At 63.2% G+C, this 22,794-nt stretch carries 23 protein-coding genes; 12 read left to right on the top strand and 11 right to left on the bottom strand.

The features are described from left to right. Positions 1–58 precede the first annotated feature (58 nt). On the bottom strand, positions 59–2,104 hold the full coding sequence (locus KO539_RS13770) for an NADPH-dependent 2,4-dienoyl-CoA reductase (protein WP_219310156.1): 2,046 nt from the start codon (positions 2,102–2,104) through the stop codon (positions 59–61). Between the two features lie 160 nt (positions 2,105–2,264). Between KO539_RS13770 and KO539_RS13765 the strand changes: the two genes are divergently transcribed. Continuing rightward, complete coding sequence (locus KO539_RS13765) at positions 2,265–2,846, top strand: SRPBCC family protein (RefSeq protein WP_307789120.1); 582 nt, start codon at positions 2,265–2,267, stop codon at positions 2,844–2,846. Between the two features lie 2 nt (positions 2,847–2,848). Here the strand turns inward: KO539_RS13765 and KO539_RS13760 are convergent, their stop codons facing one another. From KO539_RS13760 to KO539_RS13745, 4 genes are all read right to left on the bottom strand, one after another. Next, the gene (locus KO539_RS13760) at positions 2,849–3,304 is read right to left on the bottom strand and encodes a hypothetical protein (protein ID WP_035823624.1); all 456 of its coding nucleotides are present in this window, start codon (positions 3,302–3,304) and stop codon (positions 2,849–2,851) included. A gap of 42 nt (positions 3,305–3,346) precedes the next feature. Continuing rightward, complete coding sequence (locus tag KO539_RS13755; RefSeq protein WP_035823621.1) at positions 3,347–3,787, bottom strand: DUF2721 domain-containing protein; 441 nt, start codon at positions 3,785–3,787, stop codon at positions 3,347–3,349. 112 nt (positions 3,788–3,899) lie between these two features. Further along, complete coding sequence (gene pip / locus KO539_RS13750; RefSeq protein WP_219310155.1) at positions 3,900–4,856, bottom strand: prolyl aminopeptidase; 957 nt, start codon at positions 4,854–4,856, stop codon at positions 3,900–3,902. Between the two features lie 78 nt (positions 4,857–4,934). After that, positions 4,935–5,417, bottom strand: coding sequence for an Lrp/AsnC family transcriptional regulator (locus KO539_RS13745; protein WP_034752896.1), 483 nt, complete (start codon positions 5,415–5,417; stop codon positions 4,935–4,937). A gap of 152 nt (positions 5,418–5,569) precedes the next feature. Here KO539_RS13745 and KO539_RS13740 point away from each other — a divergent pair, with 152 nt between their 5' ends. Then, on the top strand, positions 5,570–6,190 hold the full coding sequence (locus KO539_RS13740) for a LysE family translocator (RefSeq protein WP_257626289.1): 621 nt from the start codon (positions 5,570–5,572) through the stop codon (positions 6,188–6,190). Here the strand turns inward: KO539_RS13740 and KO539_RS13735 are convergent. From KO539_RS13735 to KO539_RS13715, 5 genes are all read right to left on the bottom strand, one after another. Continuing rightward, the gene (locus KO539_RS13735; RefSeq protein ID WP_219310154.1) at positions 6,127–7,563 is read right to left on the bottom strand and encodes a hypothetical protein; all 1,437 of its coding nucleotides are present in this window, start codon (positions 7,561–7,563) and stop codon (positions 6,127–6,129) included. The two genes, KO539_RS13740 and KO539_RS13735, sit on opposite strands and share 64 nt — an antisense overlap. 117 nt (positions 7,564–7,680) lie before the next feature. Continuing rightward, on the bottom strand, positions 7,681–8,421 hold the full coding sequence (gene phbB / locus KO539_RS13730) for an acetoacetyl-CoA reductase (protein WP_099377910.1): 741 nt from the start codon (positions 8,419–8,421) through the stop codon (positions 7,681–7,683). A gap of 141 nt (positions 8,422–8,562) precedes the next feature. Next, complete coding sequence (locus KO539_RS13725) at positions 8,563–9,741, bottom strand: acetyl-CoA C-acetyltransferase (RefSeq protein WP_035823614.1); 1,179 nt, start codon at positions 9,739–9,741, stop codon at positions 8,563–8,565. A 214-nt stretch (positions 9,742–9,955) separates the two neighbouring features. Then, on the bottom strand, positions 9,956–10,441 hold the full coding sequence (locus tag KO539_RS13720) for a phasin family protein (protein WP_035823613.1): 486 nt from the start codon (positions 10,439–10,441) through the stop codon (positions 9,956–9,958). Between the two features lie 129 nt (positions 10,442–10,570). Next, on the bottom strand, positions 10,571–11,479 hold the full coding sequence (locus KO539_RS13715; protein WP_219310153.1) for a LysR family transcriptional regulator: 909 nt from the start codon (positions 11,477–11,479) through the stop codon (positions 10,571–10,573). 118 nt (positions 11,480–11,597) lie between these two features. Between KO539_RS13715 and KO539_RS13710 the strand changes: the two genes are divergently transcribed. From KO539_RS13710 to minE, 4 genes are all read left to right on the top strand, one after another. After that, positions 11,598–13,490 (top strand): 5-methyltetrahydropteroyltriglutamate--homocysteine S-methyltransferase, encoded by a 1,893-nt coding sequence (locus KO539_RS13710; RefSeq protein WP_219310152.1) that lies wholly within the window; start codon positions 11,598–11,600, stop codon positions 13,488–13,490. A gap of 228 nt (positions 13,491–13,718) precedes the next feature. Next, complete coding sequence (gene minC / locus KO539_RS13705; RefSeq protein ID WP_035828495.1) at positions 13,719–14,468, top strand: septum site-determining protein MinC; 750 nt, start codon at positions 13,719–13,721, stop codon at positions 14,466–14,468. A 37-nt stretch (positions 14,469–14,505) separates the two neighbouring features. Beyond that, positions 14,506–15,321 carry a septum site-determining protein MinD gene (gene minD, locus KO539_RS13700; RefSeq protein ID WP_034752889.1) on the top strand — a complete coding sequence of 272 codons (816 nt, stop codon included), beginning with the start codon at positions 14,506–14,508 and terminating at the stop codon, positions 15,319–15,321. Position 15,322: 1 nt separating this feature from the next. Next, complete coding sequence (gene minE / locus KO539_RS13695) at positions 15,323–15,574, top strand: cell division topological specificity factor MinE (RefSeq protein ID WP_034752886.1); 252 nt, start codon at positions 15,323–15,325, stop codon at positions 15,572–15,574. 3 nt (positions 15,575–15,577) lie between these two features. Here minE and KO539_RS13690 read toward each other — a convergent pair whose 3' ends face one another. After that, positions 15,578–16,081 carry a YcjF family protein gene (locus KO539_RS13690; RefSeq protein ID WP_219310151.1) on the bottom strand — a complete coding sequence of 168 codons (504 nt, stop codon included), beginning with the start codon at positions 16,079–16,081 and terminating at the stop codon, positions 15,578–15,580. Between the two features lie 168 nt (positions 16,082–16,249). On the opposite strand from KO539_RS13690, the gene KO539_RS13685 reads away from it, so the two are divergent. The 6 genes from KO539_RS13685 (at position 16,250) to gshA (ending at position 22,781) form a co-directional block, all read left to right on the top strand. Next, entirely contained in the window at positions 16,250–16,939 is a 690-nt protein-coding gene (locus KO539_RS13685) for a response regulator transcription factor (protein ID WP_099401159.1), read from the top strand. An 81-nt stretch (positions 16,940–17,020) separates the two neighbouring features. Then, a complete protein-coding gene (gene hemA, locus KO539_RS13680; protein WP_219310150.1) occupies positions 17,021–18,295 on the top strand; it encodes a glutamyl-tRNA reductase in 1,275 nt (424 codons plus the stop codon). A 95-nt stretch (positions 18,296–18,390) separates the two neighbouring features. After that, positions 18,391–19,467 (top strand): peptide chain release factor 1, encoded by a 1,077-nt coding sequence (gene prfA, locus KO539_RS13675; protein WP_219310149.1) that lies wholly within the window; start codon positions 18,391–18,393, stop codon positions 19,465–19,467. A 183-nt stretch (positions 19,468–19,650) separates the two neighbouring features. After that, positions 19,651–20,121: a disulfide bond formation protein B gene (locus tag KO539_RS13670; protein ID WP_099401432.1), complete on the top strand. Its 471-nt coding sequence runs from the start codon at positions 19,651–19,653 to the stop codon at positions 20,119–20,121. An 11-nt stretch (positions 20,122–20,132) separates the two neighbouring features. Then, a complete protein-coding gene (gene prmC / locus KO539_RS13665) occupies positions 20,133–20,963 on the top strand; it encodes a peptide chain release factor N(5)-glutamine methyltransferase (RefSeq protein ID WP_219310148.1) in 831 nt (276 codons plus the stop codon). Positions 20,964–21,179: 216 nt separating this feature from the next. Next, a complete protein-coding gene (gshA, locus tag KO539_RS13660) occupies positions 21,180–22,781 on the top strand; it encodes a glutamate--cysteine ligase (protein WP_219310147.1) in 1,602 nt (533 codons plus the stop codon). The last annotated feature ends 13 nt before the right edge of the window (positions 22,782–22,794 follow it).

The raw sequence follows: 22,794 nt of genomic DNA, 5'->3' as shown, positions 1-22,794 counted from the left end.
TGCCCCATGCAAATGCCGGGGTCGGACCCTGAGGGTCCGACCCCAGTTTTTCTCCGGGTTATAAACTCGCCGCCAGCTCCGCCCCTTCCCGTATCGCCCGCTTGGCATCGAGTTCCGCCGCCAGCGCGGCGCCGCCAATCTTGTGGAAGCGCGGGCCGCCTGCAGCCAGCGGCTTGCCATCCTTGCCGACGGGTGGCATGAGTTCCGTGAGGCTGTCCTGGCCAGCGCAGATGACCACGTTGTCCACCGCCAGCAGGCGCTGCTCGCCGCCCACGGTGATGTGCAAGCCCTGCTCGTCGATCTTGTCGTAACTCACGCCGGCCAGCATGGCCACGCCGTTTCTCGCCAGCGCCGCGCGGTGCACCCAGCCCGACGTCTTGCCCAGCCCAGCGCCCACTTTCGAGGTCTTACGCTGCAACAGGAAGATTTGCCGCACGGGATGGGGGGCTGCGGGCGGCACCAGGCCGCCACCGGTGGCCGCGTTCAAGTCCACGCCCCACTCGCCCGCCCACGTCGCCACGGGTTGCGGCAGCGGGTGCGCCGGGTCGTGCAGCAGATACTCGCCCACATCGAAGCCGATGCCGCCCGCGCCGATGATGGCCACGCGCGCGCCCACGGGCTTCTTGGCTTGCAGCACATCGAGGTACGACAGCACCTTCGGGTGGTCGATGCCGGGAATGGCCGGCAAGCGCACCTTGATGCCGGTGGCGACGATGACGTCGTCATAGCCGCCGGCCAGCAATTGCTCGCGCGTCACGCGCTGGCCCAGGCGCAGCTTGACGTCCAGCAGTGCCAGCCGGCGCGCAAAATAGCGGATGGTTTCCGTAAATTCTTCCTTGCCCGGTATTTGCATGGCCACCTTGAACTGGCCGCCCACGCTGTCGCTGCTGTCGAACAGGGTCACCGCGTGCCCGCATTCGGCGGCCACGCAGGCGGCGGACAGGCCGGCCGGTCCCGCGCCGACGACGGCCACCCGGCGCGGCACGGCCTTTTTCGCGTACACGAGTTCCGTTTCATGGCAGGCGCGCGGGTTGACCAGGCAACTGGCGCGCTTGTTGGCGAACGTGTGGTCCAGGCACGCCTGGTTGCAACCGATGCAGGTGTTGATTTCGTCGGCACGGCCCGAGGCGGCCTTGGCGACAAAGTCGGGGTCGGCCAGGAAGGGGCGCGCCATCGACACGAGGTCGCAGTCGCCCCGCTCGAGGATGGCGTTGGCTTCGTGCGGCATGTTGATGCGGTTCGACGCCACCACGGGTATCGTCACTTCGCGGCGCAAGCGGCCCGCCACGGAAGCGAAGGCGGCGCGCGGCACCGAGGTGACGATGGTGGGCACCCTCGCCTCGTGCCAGCCGAAACCCGTATTCAAAATCGTCACGCCGGCCTGCTCCAAGGCCTTGGCCACCGTTACCACGTCCTCCCAGGTGTTGCCGCCCTCGACCAAGTCGAGCAGGGAATGACGGTACATGATGATGAAGTTGGGGCCGACGGCGGCGCGGATGCGGCGCACGATCTCCACGGGCAGGCGCATGCGGTTCTCGATCGTGCCGCCCCAGCGGTCCTGGCGCAGATTCGTGCGCGCGCACAGGAACTGGTTCAACAAATATCCTTCGCTGCCCATCACTTCGATGCCGTCGTAGCCCGCCTTTTGCGCCAGGCGCGCGCAGCGCACGTAATCGCAGATGGTGCGTTCGATGCCCCGTTCGCTCAAGGGACGGGGACGGAACGGCGAGATCGGCGACTTTTTCGCGGAGGCGGAAACGACGAACGGCTGATAGCCATAGCGGCCCGCATGCAGGATCTGCATGACGATCTTGCCGCCCTCCTCGTGCACGGCGCGCGTCACCTTGCGGTGGTTCGGCACGTCGCCGAGGAAATTGAGGGTGCCGCCGAACGGCAGCAGCCAGCCCTGGCGGTTGGGCGAGATGCCGCCCGTGACGATCAGCCCCACGCCACCGCGCGCCCGCTCGCGGTAAAAGGCGGCCAGCTTGCCATAATGATAAAAACGGTCTTCCAGGCCCGTATGCATGGACCCCATGATGACTCTGTTGCGCAAAGAGGTAAAACCCAGGTCGAGCGGGGCCAGCAGGTGGGGATAGGCAGTCATGGTGATCGGTCCGGTAGAGGTGGTATGCAGGCCGTACGGTAGCAAGCATTACCGATCGCCGCAGCGTATTTCTCTAGACCGGGAGTTCTAAATCGCCCGGCGCGCGGGCCGGCGATGGGTACAGCTTGTGCCGGGCGCAAGTTTCCCGTAGGCTAGGTGCATGACGCGACTCTTCCTTTGCCTGCTGATGCTGTGCGCCGTCCCCGCGACCGCGCTGGCACAGACGACACGCCTGGACAAGCTGAAGGTCGACGTCAAGCGCATCGAGGTCGACGGGCAGCGCATGTATGAAGTCGATGCCAGCGGCAGCGTGCAGGCGCCGCCGGCGTCCGTCTGGAAGACCCTGACCACCTACGAGCGCATGAATGAGTTCGTGCCCGACCTCAGCTCCTGCCGCGTGCTGTCGCGCAACGGCAATGAAGTCATCATCGAGCAGCAGGGCATGGCGCGCTTCCTGTTCATGAACCACCCCATCCACCTGGTGGTGCGGGCCACGGAAACGCCGTTCACGGCCATCGACATCGCCCTGATCTCCGGCGACATGCGGCACTACGAATCGCGCTGGAATTTGTATCCGATCCCCGAGACGGGTGGCACGCGCATCGTCTTTTCCAGCCGGCTGATGCCGGGCTTCTATGTGCCCGGCATGCTGGGCACGACCATGATACGCGGCGATATCGAGCGCATGATGGCGGCAGTACTCACCCGCATCGACAGCCAGTACGCCGATAAATCGGGCTAAAATTACGCCAGATACGTGTCGCGGTCGCGGATTTCCGCGAAGTTCTCCAGGCTGCCCAGCTTGACCGTCACGGGGTTCAGGCTCGCTTGCGGCTGCATCGAGCGCCAGGCGAACAGCCATTCCTGCTCGGCTGCTTCGGCGCGCGTCTTGGTGAAAGCGGCGCCCAGGGCGGCGCGCTGGCCATACTCAACGACGCCATCGATGCCGGCCCAGCTGGGCAAGGTGCGCTGCACGGCGCGGTGCAGGCGTTCGCCGAATTCTTCCGTATTGTGGATGATCAGACAGGCGTCGGCCGGAGCGAACAGGTCGAACAATTGCTTGTCCCACACTTGCGAAAAGCTCAGGGTCAGACAATTGCCCGCAGGCGCCAGGCGGAACTGGCCCAGGCTCAGCGCCAGCTCGAGTTCGCTGCGCTGGCCGTAGCGGTGCAGGGTGGGGGGACGTTTGTAATCGTGCATGCTGGACTCGTTCTTCAATAGTAGGGTAAACCGGCGCGCCGCTTAGCGTGGCGGGCGGATATGGCGCCGGATGCGCTGGGCCGTCGCGGCCAAATAAATTTCGCGCAGTAAATAAATAAAACAGCCGATCAGGCAGATCACGGCCAGCACAAAGAAGGCCGCGATGTATTTGTCCAGGGTCAGGTTCAGAATATCGCCCAAAAACAGCATGGCGATGATGACGCAGACGAAGAAACCGCACGCCGTGCTCAGCGAAATCGAATAATTGATCAGATGGGTACGCTGATACAAGGTATCTAGCTCATCCATATAGAAATCGTTGTAGCCGATGTCGAGCCGGTCTTCCAGCACGCGCGTGCGGTCGATGATGCGGCCCAGGCGGTTGGTCAGCACCACCAGCATGGTGCCGATGCCGGTCAACAGGAAAACCGGCGCAATCGCCAGCTGGATGATATGGCCGATGTCGCCGATCTGTATGTTCATGGATAAAAAGTCGTGGGTTCACACCGGCGCCCGACCCTGGCGCCAGCACAGGCCATAGTGTAGCAGGTGGCGCACGCCGGCTGGCCGCTTTGCCAACCGGCGTGGTCACGGCTCATGCGAAGCCGCGCCCCGGCACGAAGCGCTCGGTGGCGCGCACCAGCGCCGAAGCGATGCCGTGTTCGAGCGCGCCATGGCCCGCGTCCGGGATCATTTCCAGCTGCGCGCCGGGCCAGGCCTGCTGCAAACGGTAGGCCGACAGCGGCGGGCAGATGGCGTCGTAGCGGCCCTGCACGATGACGGCCGGCAAATGCGCGATGCGCCCCATGTTGCGGATCAGCTGGTCTTCCTCGAAAAAGCCCAGGTTGGCCATGTAATGCGATTCGAGCCGGCCCACGCCCAGGTCCAGCGCATCGTTCGGCGCATCTTCCGGTTGCGGCATCAGGTACACGCGGCGCCCTTCGAAGCGGCTCCAGGCGCGCGCGGCCGGCCAGTACACGGCGGGATCGCTGCTGAGGATGCGTTGCACGTAGGCTGCCAGCAAGTCGCCCCGCTCCTCTGCCGGAATGGGCGCGGCAAATTCTTCGTACAGTTCCGGATAAAACCAGCGCACGCCTTCGATGAACCAGTCGATTTCCGCCTGCGTGCACAGAAAAATGCCGCGCAACACGAAACCGAGGCAGGCTGCCGGATGCGCCTGGCCATACGCCAGCGCCAGGGTCGAACCCCAGGAGCCGCCAAACACCAGCCATTGACTAATGCCGAACTGGGCGCGCAGGCGTTCGATGTCCTCGATCAGCAACTGCGTCGTGTTGTTGCGCCATTCCCCCAGCGGCGTGGACTTGCCGGCGCCGCGCTGGTCGAACAGGATCACGCGGTAGCGCTGCGGGTCAAAAAAGCGGCGGTGCTGCGGCGACAGGCCCGCGCCTGGGCCGCCATGCAGGAACAGCACGGGAATGCCGTCGGGATTGCCGCACTCTTCCCAATAAATGGTGTGGATGTCATCGACCGCCAGCATGCCGTGCCGGTTCGGCGACAGGGCGGGAAACAGGGGTGACAGTGTATCTGGCATGGCGGTCCTTGGAGTGGCGGTCAGGGCGCCAGGCGCGAGTCCTGGCAACTATTTCAATTATAGTGCGCCCCCGGCGCCTCAGGCCAGCAGCAAAGGCAGGCGGTTCGACGACTTGATTTCGCGCATCGACAGGCTGGACTGGATTTCCGCCACGCCGGGCAGCCGGCGCAGCACGGTCGAGACGAATTCGCCATACGCTTCCAGGTCGCGCGCCACCACTTGCAGGAAATAATCGGCTTCGCCCGCCACATTGTGGCACGACAAAATCTCGGGAATCGTCGCGATCGCTTGCTCGAACTGCGACGGCTGTTCGCCGCCATGGTTGGCAAACACGACCCGCACGAAGGCCACCAGGCCGATGCCCAGCTTCTTGCGGTTGAGCAAAGCCTGATAGCCGGTAATGAAACCTTCCTCTTCCAGGCGGCGCAAGCGGCGCCAGACGGGGGTTTCGCTCAGTTTCAAGCGCTCGGCCAGGCGCGCATTCGACAGCCGTCCTTCATCCTGCAACAGCCTGAGTATCTGCAAATCGGTGGCGTCGAGGCTAACTTCTGAAATTTTCATCTAATTTTTGTTTTTATACGAGTGGAATCTACCCGAATACTAGGGCATGCAGGGCAGGAAAAGCAAGCACATTTCATCGCAGCAAGAACATAATGAGCTCCGGCGAGCAGGCTGCACCGTGCGCATGCTCCCGCTTTCTTTTCGACTGGCCCATGTCCGATTCTACCTTCCTGATGTACCTGCTGGCACTGGCTGGCGCCTTTTTATTACCGGGCCCCGACATGGCGCTGGTGCTGGCGACAGGCGCCGCGCGCGGCGTGGCCACGGCGCTGGTGACGGCCGTGGGCATCGCCGGCGCGCGCGCCGTGCATGTGGCGCTGTCGGGCGCGGGCCTGGCGGCCTTGATGGTGACGCATCCGCAAGCCTTGCAGTGGGTCAAATGGGCGGGCGCCGCCTACCTGCTGTACCTGGCGCTGCGTTTGCTGCAGTCGGCCCTGTCGGCCAAAACGGTGCAGGACGAAACCGCTCCTGCCACGGCGCATGGCGCCCGCGCCAGCCTGGTGCGCGGCTTCCTGACGAATCTGCTCAATCCGAAGGCACTGCTGTTTTGCAGCATGTTCCTGCCGCAATTCGTCGTCGGCAGCGAGCAGGTCGGCATGCAATATCTGCGCCTGGGCGCCGTGCTGGTGCTGATGGGCCTGCTGTTCGATGCCCTGTATGCGGTCCTGGCCGCGCGCCTGGCGCGCCGCCTGCGCGGCAAACCCTCGCCTTACGGCAAGTTCGTGCTGCCCACCGTCTTCGTCTTGCTGGCCGGGCGGCTGGTGCTGGGCTGACCTTCAGGCGGAAGCGTCGCCCCGTCGGCAAAGAAGGCGGGATAATCGTGCAGCAGGCTGCGCTCCAAATCGTTGACCTTGCGAAATTGCCGCAGCGACGGCGCCATGGCCCGTCCCGCATCCCAGCTGCGCCAGGCATTCGGCGCATCGAACTGCGCTAGCAAGGCGTCGCCCAGGTCCTGGTACACGGCCGCCATGTGCGGCCTGGCCTGCAGCACTTGCAGATACAAGGCCGTCGCTGCCGGCCATTGCCCCAGCTTGGCACGCAAATTCCCCTCGAACAAGGCCAGGACGGGCTGCTCCAGCCCCGTTTGCTTCCTCAATTCCTGCACGGTGGCCAGCGCGTCCGCGATGCCCTCTTGGTTCTTGGCCAGCAGCCCCCGCGTCAGATCGTGGATGGGCTGGCATTCCTGCATGGCCCGTATCTGCTGGGGCGACAGCTTGTCGACCAGTTCGCCCGTGGAAAAATGGTCTTCCAGCATGGTCAAGAAAGCCTCGAAGGGTTTTTCCGCGGCAAAGAGCTTTTCCGCCTCGGCCCGCAGCGCGAGATGTGCCTGGGGACTCAGCGGCGGCAGCGACGCCGCCTGCGCCAGCACGCTTTCGAGCGGCGGCGCATCGGCCGCCAGCGGGCGAGGCCGGTAAGCGGCCAGGGAATACGTGGCGGGCGCCCCCACCGTCATGGCGCTGATGCGGAAATGGCGCGCGACCTTGCCGCCCACTTCCTCATAGTGCAAGGTGAAGTCGGCGGGAAGACGCTTGCCGTCGGCCAGCAGCTTCAGCACCAGCGGATGGCCGCCCCAGGTGTAGCGCAAGTACTGGGCAAACGCCGTCGCATCGTCGTTACTGACGGGGCTGCCGGCTATCCCCAGACGCAGCAGGGGCTGTCCGTCGAGCGCCCACAGCACGGCGCCGTCGAGCACTTGCGGCGCCAGCGCGTTGCGCCGCCTGGCCGCCGACACGGACAACGCCTGTTCTTCATACACGGGCGGCGTGACGTGGGCTTGCAAGCCGCCAGCCTGGAGCGCGCCAGCCATGCCCTGGCGATGCGCGATCTCGATGCGGCGAAAACCCGCCACGTCGAACAGTGAATAGCTATCGTAGGTGGACGCCGCCATGTCGATCAGGTGGCGGCGGCGCGTGGCAAAGTCGAGCACGGTCAAGCTTTTGCCATCACGCACGCTGAGGTAATGTTCGCCCAGCACGATGTCGCTGTCCTGCGTATCACGCGCGGGCAGGCTGGTTTTCACGCCGGGCTTGAGGATGCGCTCGGTCGTCACCGTGACGTGGAAGGCGACGCTGGCCTGGGCCGCGCCAGCGCCCAGGAAAAAGATGGCGGCCACGCTGGCGCGGCGCAAGGCAGGAACTAGGGTCATGGAATGATGCGGTGAGGAAATGCTGATTCTAAGGCAAATCCGGCCATCCCCTTGTTTTGCTGGCCAGCATAAAAAAAGACAGCCGCAGCTGTCTTTTCCGTTTTACCTCAACAACGATTACGACATGTGCTGGCCGCCGTTGATCGAGATGTTGGCGCCCGTGACGAACGCCGCTTCATCGGAAGCCAGGTAAGCGACCAGGCCGGCCACTTCTTCCGGCTTGCCCAGGCGCGCCATCGGAATTTGCGGGATGATTTTGCTGTCGAGCACTTCCTGCGGAATCGCCATGACCATCTTGGTGCCGATGTAACCCGGCGAGATGGTGTTGACGGTGACGTTCTTGCGCGCCACTTCCAGCGCCAGCGACTTGGTGAAACCATGCATGCCGGCTTTCGCGGCCGAATAGTTGGTCTGGCCGAAGGCGCCCTTCTGGCCATTCACGGACGAGATATTGATGATGCGGCCCCAGCCGCGTTCCACCATGCCGTCGCAGACGGGCTTGGTCATGTTGAAGACGGAATCGAGGTTGGTGCCCATCACGGCGTCCCAGTTCGGCTTGTCCATCTTCTTGAACGTCATGTCGCGCGTGATGCCGGCGTTATTCACCAGCACGTCGACAGGACCGATGTCCTTTTCCACGGCCGCCACGCAGGCGGCCGCCGAATCGTAATCGGCCACATCGCACGGGTAGGCCTTGAAGTCATAACCCATGTCCTTCGTCGTCGCCAGCCAGTCAGCGACCTTCGGATTGCCTGGGGAATATGTGGTCACCACGCGATAGCCGAGCGCCGCCAGCTTGAAACACACCGCTTCGCCCAGACCGCCCATGCCACCAGTTACCAATGCAACTCTTGCCATTTTCATCCCCTCAGTGTCGTTCTGTTGCTAAAAAGTTAATTATTTAAATAAAGCAGCACAAAACCGCCGCATGACGGCGGCGTACCGCATCGAACCAGGCCGCCGCGCGTATGCGCAACAGCCTGGGTTCGTGCCAGCTACTTAATCGCGCTCGATCGCGAGCGCCACACCCATGCCGCCACCGATGCACAGTGCTGCCAGGCCTTTCTTGGCGTCGCGGCGTATCATTTCGTGGATCAGGGTGACCAGAATGCGTGCGCCGGACGCGCCGATCGGGTGGCCGATGGCGATCGCGCCGCCGTTCACGTTGATCTTGCTGGTATCCCAGCCCATTTCCTTGTTGACGGCAATCGCTTGCGCGGCAAACGCTTCGTTGATTTCCATCAGGTCCAGCTCTTCATGCGTCCAGCCGGCTTTTTTCAGGCACAGACGCGATGCGGAAACGGGGCCCATGCCCATGACGGCCGGGTCCAAGCCCGACGAGGCGTAGGCCTTGATGCGCGCCAGCGGCTTCAAGCCCAGTTCCTTCGCTTGCGAGGCGGACATCATGATGACGGCGGCAGCGCCGTCGTTCAGGCCCGACGCATTGCCGGCCGTGACAGTACCGTCCTTGGCGAACGCGGGGCGCAGGCCGGACAGCGATTCCAGGGTCGAACCAGGCTTGATGTATTCGTCGCTGTCGAAGACGACGGTGCCTTTTTTGTTGGCGATTTCCAGCGGCAGGATTTCATCCTTGAACTTGCCCGCTTTTTGCGCCGCTTCCGCCTTCAGTTGCGACTGCAGCGCGAACTCATCCTGCTCGGCGCGCGTCACTTCGTATTTCTTGGCGACGTTTTCCGCCGTGATGCCCATGTGGTATTGGTTGTACACGTCCCACAGGCCGTCGACGATCATGGTGTCGATCATCTTGAAGTCGCCCATGCGGAAACCGTCGCGCGAGCCGTTCATCGCGTGCGGCGAGGCGCTCATGTTTTCCTGGCCGCCAGCGATGATGATGTTGGCGTCGCCGCACTTGATCGCTTGCGCCGCCAGGTGCGTGGCCTTCAGGCCGCTGCCGCATACCTTGTTGATGGTAAATGCCGGGATGGAGCTAGGCAGGCCAGCCTTGATGACGGCCTGGCGCGCGGCGTTCTGGCCGACGGCGGCCGTCAGTACCTGGCCCAGGATCGCTTCGCCGATCAGGTTCGGGTCGATGCCGGTTTGTGCCAGCAAGCCCTTGATTACATGCGCGCCCAGTTCGGACGCAGGAATCTTGGCCAGACTGCCACCGAATTTGCCGACTGCGGTACGGCCGGCGGCCACGATTACGACATCATCCATTTATTTCTCCGATATGCAGGCCACGAGGGCCAAGGTCAAGGTGCTAATAGAATCCAATGAGAATCCGGGGAAGACACAGCAAGCTGCGTTTCATTCTAGCGCGGCATGCGCCGCAGTTCCAGCGCCGCACCGCAGGCGGCGGCGATGACAACCTGCTTGCGGTACTGGCGGGCGGACTGGCGCGGCGGATAGCCGCTGCCGGGCCGCAACACGCTTACGCCTGGCGAGCAGGACGCGTATTTTTATTTTTATCATACCCTTCATCGGCGCCGCCGAAAGTGGTTTTTAGAAAATTATTGAAGGGAATAATCAAGGGCACGGGCGTTTGCTTTACCACCTGCAACAGCTCGCCAAATTTTTGACGCGATGCAGCAAACTCACCCTTTGTCACAGTCTCGAATTTCTCCTGGGTTTCTTGAGCAACATCCTTTGCCTGGCGGCCATATGCACCGATGCGCTCGATGGCCAGTTGCGACTGCGTGCGCGACAGTTGCAGCAGCGCTTGCGTATCCTTCACGGACAGCAGCTGATTGCCCGCTACCGTAGCGGCGGCCAGCGCCGAGCGGGCCGTATCGAGCTGCAATTCCAGCACGCTGGCACCGCTGTCGACGACGGCCTGGGCATACGCTTGCGCGCTGATCAATTGTGCTTCCACCACGGCCTTGCCGGCCAGTGCCCATTGTTCGGAAAATGAAAACATGTCGTTTCTCCCCAAAGAGTAGGCGACGCCATGTTGCGCCGCACAGTGCTCAACTGTAAGCGGTGGTTCATTGCTGAACCTTGATATTTATCAAGCTTTCCTGTTGGTTTGTTTCCAACTCAACGTTGATCAGGACAACAACTTGATACCGTCGAGCGAGGCCGCGCACTGCTCGCGTATCACGCTGACGAAATCGCGCACGTACGCCTTGTCCTGCAGATGGTCCGGCACGGACACGTACAAATCGCTCCACAGGCCGTGCTCGCCCACCGAACGCGCCACCACATAATCGTAATCGACGTAATTCTTGATGGCCCAGTTCGGCAAGGCGGCGATGCCGCGCCGGCTCGCCACCAGCTGCAGCACGGCGACCGTCAATTCGGCCGTGCGGCGTTCAAACTGGATGCCGGCGGGCCGCAGCACTTCGCGGATCAGGTCGATGCGCTCTTCCGGCACGGGATAGGTAATCAAGGTCTCGCCCGTAAAATCGGCCGCCACCAGCCGGCGCTGCGCCTGCAGCCGGTGCTTCTGCGCCATCACCACCAGCATTTCAAAGCGGAACAGGGGAAACACGGTGAAATCGGGGCCGTACGGCGAGCCGATCACGAGGTCCGCCTCGCCCGAGCGCAGCAAGTCCGCCGGTTCGCTGTGAAAGCCGGAGACAAGATCGATTTCCACTTCGGGCCAGCGCTGGCGGAACGCATCCATCACGGGCATGAGCCAGTCGAAACAGGTATGGCATTCGAGCGCCACGCGCAGCTGCCCCTTGTCACCCTGCGACAGGCGCGCCACGTCGCGCTCGGCCAGCTCGATCTCGGGCAGCAGCTTGTCGGCCAGCTCCAGCAACCGGCTGCCCGTGGCCGTAAAGGCGATCGGCATCGATTTGCGCTCGAACAAAGGCGCCTTGTAGCGCTCTTCGAGCAAACGGATCTGGTGCGACAGGGCCGACTGGGTCAGGTTGAGCAGCTGCGCGGCGCGCACCAGGCTGCCGGACGAACGCAGGGCACTCAGGGTGCGCAGGTGGCGGATTTCTAGCATCGGGAAGTGGGGGGATGTGCGTGAATTATTTTCATGTTATTCGATAAAATGTTTCGTTTTGATTATAGACCAAGTTGCCGCACACTCTAGCGCATTCACATTAAATCTCGATGACATCATGACCATTCGTACCCACACCCTGGGCTTTCCCCGCATCGGCGCCGCGCGTGAGCTGACATTGGCGCTGGAAAGCCACTGGCGCGGCGAGGTGTCGGAGGCGGCCCTGGAAGCGACGGCCCAGCAACTGCGCGCGCGCCACTGGGCCTTGCAACGCGATGCCGGGCTCGATTACGTGACCGTGGGCGACTTCGCCTTGTATGACCAAGTGGCCAACCATATCCAGCTGCTGGGCTGCGAACCGGCCCGTTTCAACTTTGCGCCAGAGCAATCGCCGCTGGCGCGCTATTTCACGATGGCGCGTGGTGAAGCAACGCATGCGGAGCACGCGGACTGCGGCCATGCGAACCATAGCAACGCCGCAGGCACTGCCGCGCTGGAAATGAGCAAGTGGTTTGACACCAATTACCATTATCTGGTGCCCGAATTGTCGCCGCAAACCCAATTTTCGCTGGCCTGCGAGCGCTTGCTGGCAGAAGTGGCCGAGGCGCAGGCGCTCGGTCACCAGGTCAAGGCGGCCCTGATCGGCCCCCTCACCTTCCTCTGGCTGGGCAAGGAAAAGACGCCAGGCGAGTCGAGCTTTGACCGTCTGGCCCTGCTGGAACAATTGCTGCCCGTGTACGGCGCCCTGCTCGACCGCCTGAAGCAGCAAGGCGTGGAGTGGGTGCAGATCGACGAGCCGATCCTGGGCCTGGACTTGCCCAGCGCGTGGCGCAGCGCCTTCGAGAGCACCTATTGGCAGCTGAACCAGGTGGGTGTGAATATCCTGCTGGCCACGTATTTCTCGCCGCTGGAAGAAAACCTCAGCCTGACGTGCCGCCTGCCCGTGGCCGGCCTGCACGTGGACGGCATCCGCGCGCCGCATGAACTGATCAGTGTGACGGACTGGCTGCCCGCGCATAAAGTGTTGTCGATTGGCATCGTCGACGGGCGCAATATCTGGCGCACCGACCTCGACGCGGCCCTGGCCGTGCTGCAGCCGCTGGCGGCCAAGCGCAACGGCCAGCTGTGGCTGGCGCCGTCGTGCTCGCTGCTGCACGTGCCATTCAGCCTGGAAGCGGAAACGGCGCTCGACGGTGAAATCCGGACCTGGCTGGCGTTCGCCACGGAAAAACTGACGGAAATCGCCGTTCTCAAGGACGCGCTTGAAGGCCACCCCGATGACAGCGCACTGGCCGCATTGGCCACTTCCCGTCAGGCCATTGCCCGCCGCCGCCGCGCCAGCCATAAGCGGGGCGAACGTGGATCCGCCGAGTATGAAGCACCGATGCGCGCTGAAATCGCCCACGCTGTGGGACGCCAGGAAGCGCTGGGCCTGGACGTGCTCGTGCATGGCGAGGCGGAACGCAACGACATGGTCGACTACTTTGGCGAGCAACTCGACGGTTTTATCTTCACGCGCCACGGCTGGGTGCAATCGTACGGCTCGCGCTGTGTGAAACCGCCCGTCATCTACGGCGACGTGCAGCGCCCGGCCGCCATGACGGTGGCCTGGACGGTGCACGCGCAAAGCCTGACGAGCAAACCTGTGAAAGGCATGCTGACGGGTCCGGTGACGATCTTGCAATGGTCGTTCGTGCGCGACGACCAGCCGCGCGCCGCCACGGCGCTGCAGCTGGCCCTGGCCATCCGCGATGAAGTCCAGGATCTGGAAACGGCCGGCATCGGCATCATCCAGATCGACGAACCGGCCATCCGCGAAGGCTTGCCGCTGCGCCGCGGCCAGTGGGACGCCTGGCTGGACTGGGCCACGCGCGCCTACCGCACCGCCGTGATTCCACCAGCCCAGTTACGGGTCGACCCGGACTGCGGCCTGAAGACGCGGGGCTGGGCGGAAACGGAAGCGGCTTTAAAGAATATGCTCGCGGCGGCGCGGCAGATGCGCGCAGCTTGATCTCGGACCGCACCCTCAGGGCGCATTCTCGGCTGCTTCCAGGGCGGCGCAGCGGTTTTCCGGGGCGCCGTCCGTTTTTTTTGACCTGAAGTAGGTGTTGCCCTGCGGAATAGCACGCGCCAGGCCCCTGATGCTGATTTTTTTGCAGTAGAATGCAAGAAATTTACTGCTCCCATTGTTGCCGTACGGAACATCTGGCCTGCCGCAGTTTCACTTTGATAAATGTTTATGTCCAAAAGCCCGTCGCAGAAGCCTATCGAAATCAAGATTTCCACCGTCGTTGCTGTCTCCGCCATTCTGCATAGCGCCGATACGCAGGCACTCGACGCCGCCCTGCGCGACATGACGGGAGGCGTGGCCGACTTTTTCGAGGACGACCTGGCCGTGCTGGACGTGGCGGCCTTGCCGCCCGGCAGCGTGCCCATCGACTGGGCCGCCCTCGTGGCCTTGCTGAAAAAATACCGCTTGAATGCCGTTGCCGTGCGCAATGCGCCGGCCGACATGCATGACGCCATCCTGGCGCAAGGCTTGAGCCTTGACAGCGGCAAGACGCGCGACGATGCGCCGCCCAAGGATGGCCCCAAGGATACGCCCACGGCCGCCGCCCAGTCCGGCGCCGACGCCCAGGTGATGGTGATCGACACCCCCGTGCGGGCCGGCCAGCGCATTTATGCGCGCGGCTGCGACCTAATCATCACCGCCGTCGTCAACAATGGCGCCGAAATCATCGCCGACGGCAGCATCCACGTATATTCCTCGCTGTACGGCCGCGCGCTGGCCGGCGCCTCGGGCAATGCCCAGGCCCGCATCTTCGCGCTGGCCATGGAACCGGAACTGGTCTCGATCGCTGGCGTGTACCGCACGTTCGAGGATGGTTTCCCCGCAGAAATGGCGCGCGGACCCGCGCAAATTCGTTTGGCTGGCGACAGAATCGATATACACTCTGTCAATCCGGTCACTCCCGTGAACCGCTCTTAAGCTGCACAATTCAAGAGATATCTGAAAAGGATTATTTGTGGCAAGAATTATTGTTGTGACGTCCGGCAAGGGCGGTGTCGGCAAGACGACCTCTAGCGCCAGTTTTTCCACTGGCCTGGCCATGCGCGGCCACAAGACAGCCGTGCTCGACTTCGACGTGGGCCTGCGTAACCTCGACCTGATCATGGGTTGCGAGCGCCGCGTCGTCTACGACCTGATCAATGTGATCAACAAAGAGGCCACCCTGAACCAGGCCCTGATCAAGGACAAGCACTGCGACAACCTGTTCATCCTGCCCGCGTCGCAAACGCGCGACAAGGATGCCTTGTCGGAAGAAGGCGTGGAACGCGTGTTGAACGACCTGATCAACATGGGTTTCGAGTTCATCATCTGCGATTCGCCGGCCGGTATCGAGCATGGCGCGCTGATGGCGCTGACGTTCGCCGACGAAGCCATCATCGTCACCAACCCGGAAGTGTCGTCGGTGCGCGATTCGGACCGCATCCTCGGCATCCTGCAAGCCAAGTCGCGCCGCGCGCAGACGGGCGGCGAGCCGGTCAAGGAACATTTGCTGATCACCCGCTACTCGCCGAAACGCGTGGAATCGGATGAAATGCTGTCCTACCAGGACGTGCAGGAAATCCTGCGCATCCCGCTGGTGGGCATCATTCCGGAATCGGAGCAAGTGCTGGCCGCCTCGAACCAGGGCAATCCGGCCATCCATTTCACGGGCACGGACGTGGCGCAAGCCTATGAAGACGTGGTCTCGCGTTTCCTCGGCGAAGAAGTCGAGTTGCGCTTTACCAACTATGAAAAGCCTGGATTACTCCAGCGCATTTTTGGGGCGAAGTGATATGGCCTTGCTTTCTTTCCTCTTCCCCCCCAAGCCGAAGACGGCCACTGCGGCCAAGGAACGCCTGCAGATCATCATCGCCCGCGAACGCAGCGGACGCGATGGTCCGGACTTCCTGCCCGCCCTGCACAAGGAATTGATCGCCGTCATTTCCAAGTACACCAAGGTGAATGCCGACGACATCAAGATCTCGCTGGACCGCCAGGGCAACCTGGAGGTGCTCGACGTCAACGTGGTGCTGCCGGACGCGTAATAGTTAATCCGGCCTGACCGCGAGCAATTCCTGCGCCACCGCGGCGCAGGCGTTCACGTGCTGGTTGCCGATCTGGCGGAACACGGCGTAGCCAATGGCTGCCGCCACCGCCTGGCCGGCGAACGGCACGAAGCGCGCCACCTGCTTGGTGGCTATCTTGACGCCACTGCGCTTGAGCAGGTGGAGGATCAGTTCGCGCGACACCAACTTTCCCACCAGCATGCCCCCCATGCCCACCGCCGCGCGGTAGGCCATCATCTTGAACTGCGGGTTCAGGCGCTCGATCTGCTCGGGCGTCAGGCCAAATTCGTGGTTGATATCATTGATCAGCATGGAAAACAGGCCGACATCCGACATCAGATCGATGCCGGGAATGGGAATGGCCGAGGCGCCCGCCGACATCATGGCACGCCGCTGCACCAGGCGCCGGCAACGCTCGCGCACTTGCTCGATGTCCGCACGGCTGGCCGGTATCAGGGTCCAATCGGTAGTGCTCTTGTCTGGCATGGCCGTTTCTCCGCAGTATGAGGTAGATGAACAAGTGTAACGTAAAGGCCTGCGCTGCCGATTTCACTGGACACAGTTGCAATCTCTGTTATATTTCACTTGAGCATTCCTTAACATTACGATAAGCAGAGCGGACCGTCTGTTTGTTGCTACACACTCCAGCCAATTATGCGAATTGCCGTACTCGATAGCGACCATAGCCAGGCAGAACTGATCTGCCAGGTGCTCACCGCCGCCGGCCACGCTTGCCACGAGTTTCAAAGTGGTAAGGAAATGCTGGGCCAATTGCGCAAGGACAGTTGCGACATGCTCATCCTCGACTGGCATGTGAGCGATCTGGACGGTGCCGAAGTCTTGCGCCGTGCCCGGGAAAAACTGGCGCCCAAGGCACCCGTGTTGTTTATGACCAACAGCTCGGGCGAAGACGACGTGGTGGCGGGCATGACGGCCGGCGCCGACGACTACATGATCAAACCCCTGCGGCGCAGCGAACTGACCTTGCGCACCCAGGCGCTGCTGCGCGTGGCGTACCCGGCCCAGAATGGCGCCGAAACCTTGCAATTCGGTCAATATACGTTTGAAACCCGCCCCGGCCGCCTGCTGCGCGATGGCGACGTGCTCGATGTGACGCACAAGGAATTCGCCCTGGCGCTGCTGTTTTTCCGCAACCTGGGCCGTCCCCTGTCGCGCGCCTACATCCACGAAGCCGTGTGGCAGCGCGACACGGCCCTGCCCTCGCGCACCATGGATACCCACGTCTCGCGCGTGCGCAACAAGTTGCAGCTGAAACCGGAACACGGCTACAGGCTCGTGCCCGTCTACAGCTACGGTTATCGCCTGGAAAAACTGGGCGGCTGAATGGCGGCAAACGGCTGACCTGCTCAAAGCGCGGGCACAAAGCGTTATAATGTCGGCATAAGTCACCCCAACAGCCCTGAAATGCAACTGCTCGCCGTCGGCCTCAACCATACCACCGCTCCAGTGTCGCTCCGCGAACAGCTGGCGTTTGCGCCTGAGCACTTGGGTTCGGCGGTGATGGCGGCGCGTACCTGGTTCCAGCGCATCGACTTGCGCGACAACGACGAAGCGGCCATCCTGTCGACCTGCAACCGCACCGAGCTGTATGCGGCCAGCCACGTGCCGAACCCGCTCGACGCGGGCGCGCATTTCCTGGCCGACTATCACAAGCTCAACTACAGCGAGCTGCGCCCCCACTTATATATGCTGCCGCAGCACGATGCCGTGCGCCACACCTTCCGCGTCGCCTCCGGGCTCGATTCGATGGTGCTGGGCGAAACGCAGATCCTGGGCCAGATCAAGGACGCCATCCGAACGGCCGACGAGGCGGGCGGCCTGGGCACGTATCTGCACCAGTTGTTCCAGCGCAGCTTTTCCGTCGCCAAGGAAGTGCGCAGCAGTACGGAAATCGGCGCCCACAGCGTGTCCATGGCGGCCGCCGCCGTGCGCCTGTCGCAGCGCATCTTCGACAAGATCGCCGAGCAGAACGTGCTCTTCATCGGCGCCGGCGAAATGATCGAATTGTGCGCCACGCACTTCGCGGCGCAAAACCCGAAAAGCATCACGATTGCCAACCGCACCATGGAACGGGGCGAGGAACTGGCGCACCGCTTCAACGGCAAGGCCATCCGCCTGGCGGACTTGCCGGAGCAGTTGCACCAGTTCGACATCGTCATCTCGTGCACGGCGTCGTCCTTGCCGCTGCTGGGCCTGGGCCTGGTCGAGCGCGCCATCAAGGCGCGCCGCCACAAGCCCATGTTCATGGTCGACCTGGCCGTGCCGCGCGACATCGAAGCGGAAGTGGGACGCTTGAACGACGTCTTCCTGTACACGGTCGACGACCTGGGCAAGGTCGTGCAGACGGGCCTGGAAAGCCGGCAAGCGGCCGTGGCGCAAGCCGAAGCCATCATCGAGACGCGCGTGCAATCGTTCATGAGCTGGGTCGACGACCGCGCCATGGTGCCTATCATCCAGCATTTGCATGAAAACAGCGAAGCGCTGCGCCTGATGGAAGTGGAACGGGCGCGCAAAATGCTGGCCAAGGGCGCCGATATCGACGCCGTCCTGGAAGCGCTGTCGAAAGGCTTGACGGCCAAGTTCCTGCACGGCCCGCAGCAAGCGCTGCACCATGCGCAAGGCGACGAGCGCAAGCAGCTCGTCACCCTGCTGCCGAAACTGTTCCGCCCCCGCCGTTAGCGCAGCCCCGCTGGCCGCCTGCGCGGCCGCCCCCTGCCCGCCTGCCGGGCTTGCCGGACCCGCATCATCCCTACACTCTTTTACCGCGAATCGCTATGAAACCATCCATGCTGGCCAAACTCGATCAACTGGCGAACCGCCTGGTCGAACTCGACGAACTGCTGATGCACCCGGACGCCACGTCGAACATGGACAGCTACCGCAAGATGACGCGCGAGCACGCCGAACTGGGCCCGCTGGTGGCCCTGTACCGTTCCTATCAGGAAGCGGGCAACGATATTACGACGGCGCAAGAGATGCTGGGCGATCCGGACATGAAGGAATTCGCCCAGGAAGAAATCGAAGCGGCCAAGGCCACCATGGCGCGGCTGGAACGCGAATTGCAGACCATGCTGCTGCCGAAGGACGTCAATGACGAACGCAATATCTTCCTGGAAATTCGCGCGGGCACGGGCGGCGATGAATCGGCCCTGTTCGCCGGCGACCTGCTGCGCATGTACACGCGCTTTGCCGAGCGCAACCGCTGGCAAGTGGAACTCGTGTCGGCGTCCGACTCCGACCTGGGCGGCTACCGCGAAGTGATCGTGCGCGTGGTGGGCAATGGTGCATATTCCAAGCTGAAATTCGAGTCGGGCGGCCACCGCGTGCAGCGCGTGCCGGCCACGGAAACGCAGGGCCGCATCCACACCTCCGCCTGCACGGTGGCCGTGATGCCGGAAGCGGATGAAGTGGAAGACGTCAACATCAACCCGGCCGACCTGCGCATCGACACCTACCGCGCCTCGGGCGCCGGTGGACAGCACATCAACAAAACGGACTCCGCCGTGCGCATCACCCACTTGCCGACCGGCATCGTGGTCGAATGCCAGGATGACCGCAGCCAGCACAAGAACAAGGCGCAGGCGATGAAAGTGCTGGCCGCGCGCATCAAGGACGTGCAGCTGCGCGAACAGCAGTCGAAGGAAGCGGCCACCCGCAAGAGCCTGATCGGCTCGGGCGACCGCAGCGAGCGCATCCGTACTTACAATTTCCCGCAAGGCCGCCTGACGGACCACCGCATCAACCTGACCTTATATAAACTCGACTTCATCATGGATGGGGATTTGACGGATTTGACGAATGCCTTGGCGGCGGAGCACCAGGCGGAGTTGCTGGCGGCGCTGGGCGACTAAATGCTGACGCCATTGCGTCGGCTTACGCTGCGCTAAGCCGACCTACGCCGACCTATGCCGCAGTGGTAGGTCGGCTTAGCGCGCAGCGCGTAAGCCGACAGCTTTAAGTAGCGGCTAAGCAATAAAAATCCAGCCTTGTGCGAAAATGACCAGCTCGATTCCATCCACCTCACCGTGTCGCCCATGAAAAATTCACGCACCGTCCTCCTGTCGATCGCCGCCCTATGTTTCCTGATGCTCGGCGTGGCCATGTATTTGCAGCATGCCATGAACATGGCGCCGTGCCCGCTGTGCGTGATCCAGCGCTACCTGTTCCTCGCTATCGGCATCGCCTGCCTGGCCGGCGCGGCGGCAAACAAACCGAAAATCGGCGCCAGCGTCGGCTTGTTGGCAGCCTTGGGCGGCCTGGGCGTGGGCGCCAAGCATTTGTACGTGCTGGCCAACCCCGGCTTCTCGTGCGGCATCGATCCGGTGGAAACGGCGCTGAACAAGGTCTTCACGGCCGAACTCATGCCCTTCATGTTTGAATCGTATGGCGCCTGCGAAAGCGCCGGCGAACCGTTCTTCGGCCTGTCGATCCCGCAATGGGCATTCGCCTGGTTCGCCATCTTCGCCATCGCCATGCTGTGGACCTTGCTGCGCCGTCAGAAATAATTGAAAGCACCATGACAGAAACCTTGATTCCCGCCGGCAGCACTGTCGGCGCCCTGCAAATCCGTCCACTGCTCGATCCGCTCGACAACCGCATTTTGCTGGGCCACGCGCTGGGCCTGTCGCGCGTGAGCCTGATCACGCAATCGGAGCGCGTACTCACTCCCGCTGAAGCCGAACGTTTATCCGGCTTGCTGGCGCGCCGCCTGCAGGGCGAGCCGATCGCCTACATCGTCGGCCAGCGCGAATTTTTCGGCCTGCCGTTCGAAGTGAACGACGCCGTGCTGATCCCCCGCCCTGACACGGAAGTGCTGGTGGAACTGGCGCTCGAGCGCCTGCCGCCCGGCGGACGGGTGCTCGACATGGGCACGGGCAGCGGCGCCATCGCCGTCGCGCTGGCGCATACGCGGCCCGACGCCGTCGTCACGGCCCTGGACGTCAGCAGCACGGCGCTGGCCGTGGCGCGCCGCAACGCCAGCGCCAACGGCGTCAACATCACCTTCATGGCCAGCGACTGGTTCGAAGCGCTGGGCACGGAAAAGTTCGACCTGATCGTCTCCAATCCCCCCTACATCGCCAGCGGCGACCGTCACCTGGCCGAAGGCGATTTGCGCTTTGAACCGGCGGGCGCGCTGACCGACCATGCGGACGGCCTGTCGGCCCTGCGCAGCATCGTCTCCGGCGCCGCGCGCCATCTGGCAACCGGTGCCTGGCTGCTGATGGAACACGGCTATGACCAGGCGGCATCCGTGCGCGGCTTGCTGACCGACGCCGGCTACAACAAAGTGCAAAGCTGGCGCGACCTGGCCGGCATCGAACGAGTCAGCGGCGCCCGCCTGGGCTGACCGCCGCCACCTGCGCAAAGCTTGATCCGGCGGCGCGCCAGATGCCATCGCAGTTTGTTAAAATATCAAGCGAATTCCTGACCGAAGCGCCGCCCCCGTTCCCCGGGGCGGACGCTGGCGACGCGGCGTTTTTTGGGCCGGCGCCGACGCATTTGCCAAAATTCGGTTAATCTCAGCACAAATTATTTATATGCTGCACAAGAAAGGAAGCTCAAATTGCCCAACCTGTTGACTCGCCGCCTGGCATTGCTGACTGAAGATGCCAACCGCGCGCTGCTGGGCGGCTTGCGCGGCATCGAGCGTGAAACCCTGCGCGTCGACCACGCCGGCCATCTGGCTTCCACGCCTCACCCGATAGCCCTGGGCTCGGCGCTGACGCACCCTGAAATCACCACCGACTACGCCGAAGCGCTGCTCGAATTCATCACCCCGGCCGAAGCCGACATCGGCGTCACGCTCGACAAGCTCGACACCGTGCACCGCCATGCCTACAGCCGCCTCGGCGACGAGTTGCTGTGGAGCCAGTCGATGCCGTGCCAGCTGCCGCCCGAAGCGGACATCGAAATCGCCAACTACGGCACGTCGAACATGGGCATGCTCAAGCATGTCTACCGGCGCGGCCTGGCCTTGCGCTACGGTAAAGCCATGCAATGCATCGCCGGCATCCATTACAACTACTCGCTCGACGAACAGCTGTGGCAAGTGCTGGCCAGCAACCCGGACACCAGCGCCAGCGCCACGCAGGCAGCTGCCACGCCGAAAGACGTGCAGTCGGAAAGCTATCTGGCAACGATCCGCAATTTCCGCCGCTACAGCTGGCTGCTGATGTATCTGTTCGGCGCCTCGCCGGCCCTGTCCGCCGGTTTCCTGCGCGGCCGCGCGCACAAGCTCGAGACCCTGTCCGACGACACCCTGTTCCTGCCCTACGCCACCAGCCTGCGCATGAGCGACCTCGGCTACCAGAACGATGCCCAGTCCGGCCTGCGCCCGCACGAAAACAGCCTGGAAGACTACGTCAACGCGCTCACGCACGCCGTCAACGACCCGTATCCGCCGTACGAAACGCTGGGAACCAAAAAAGATGGCGAGTGGATTCAGCTGTCCACCAACGTGCTGCAGATCGAAAATGAATACTATTCGACCATCCGCCCGAAACGCGTGATCCGCACGGGCGAGCGCCCGATCCAGGCCCTGTGCCTGCGCGGCGTGCAATACATCGAAGTGCGCTGCATGGATGTCGATCCGTTCGAACCGGTCGGCATCAGCCTGGAAACGGGCCGCTTCCTCGACGCCTTTTTGCTGTTCTGCGCGCTCGACGACAGCGGCCCCATTTCGGCCGAGCAAAGCGCCTGCTACACGAACAATTTCGCCCGCACCGTGAAGGAAGGCCGCAAGCCGGGCCTGACCCTGCACCGCGATGGCGAAGAGATCACCCTGCAGGCCTGGGGCGAGGAATTGCTGGCACGCATCGCCCCCGTGGCGGCCTTGCTCGACTCTCGCCATGGCGGCACGCAGCACGCGGACAGCCTGGCGGCGCAAGCCGTCAAGCTGGCCGACCCCGATGCGACGCCGTCGGCGAAGGTATTGGCCGAGCTGCGCGCCAATGGCGGCTCGTTTGCCGCCTTCGGCCTGCAGCAAAGCGAACGCCATGCGGCGTTTTTCCGCGCGCATCCGCCAACATCGGAACAAAGTGCGTATTTCGACGCGATGGCCGCCAGCTCGCTGGCCGAGCAGCGCGCCATGGAAGCGGCGCCAGCCGGCAGCTTCGACGCTTTCGTCGCCGCCTACCGCGCCAGCACCCTGTGTTCGCACACCTGATCCTGCCTGACTT

The organism is Janthinobacterium sp. NKUCC06_STL, assembly GCF_019345455.1.
GTDB classification, from domain to species: Bacteria; Pseudomonadota; Gammaproteobacteria; order Burkholderiales; family Burkholderiaceae_D; genus Janthinobacterium; species Janthinobacterium rivuli.
This window is presented reverse-complemented; position numbering and strand designations above follow the sequence as displayed.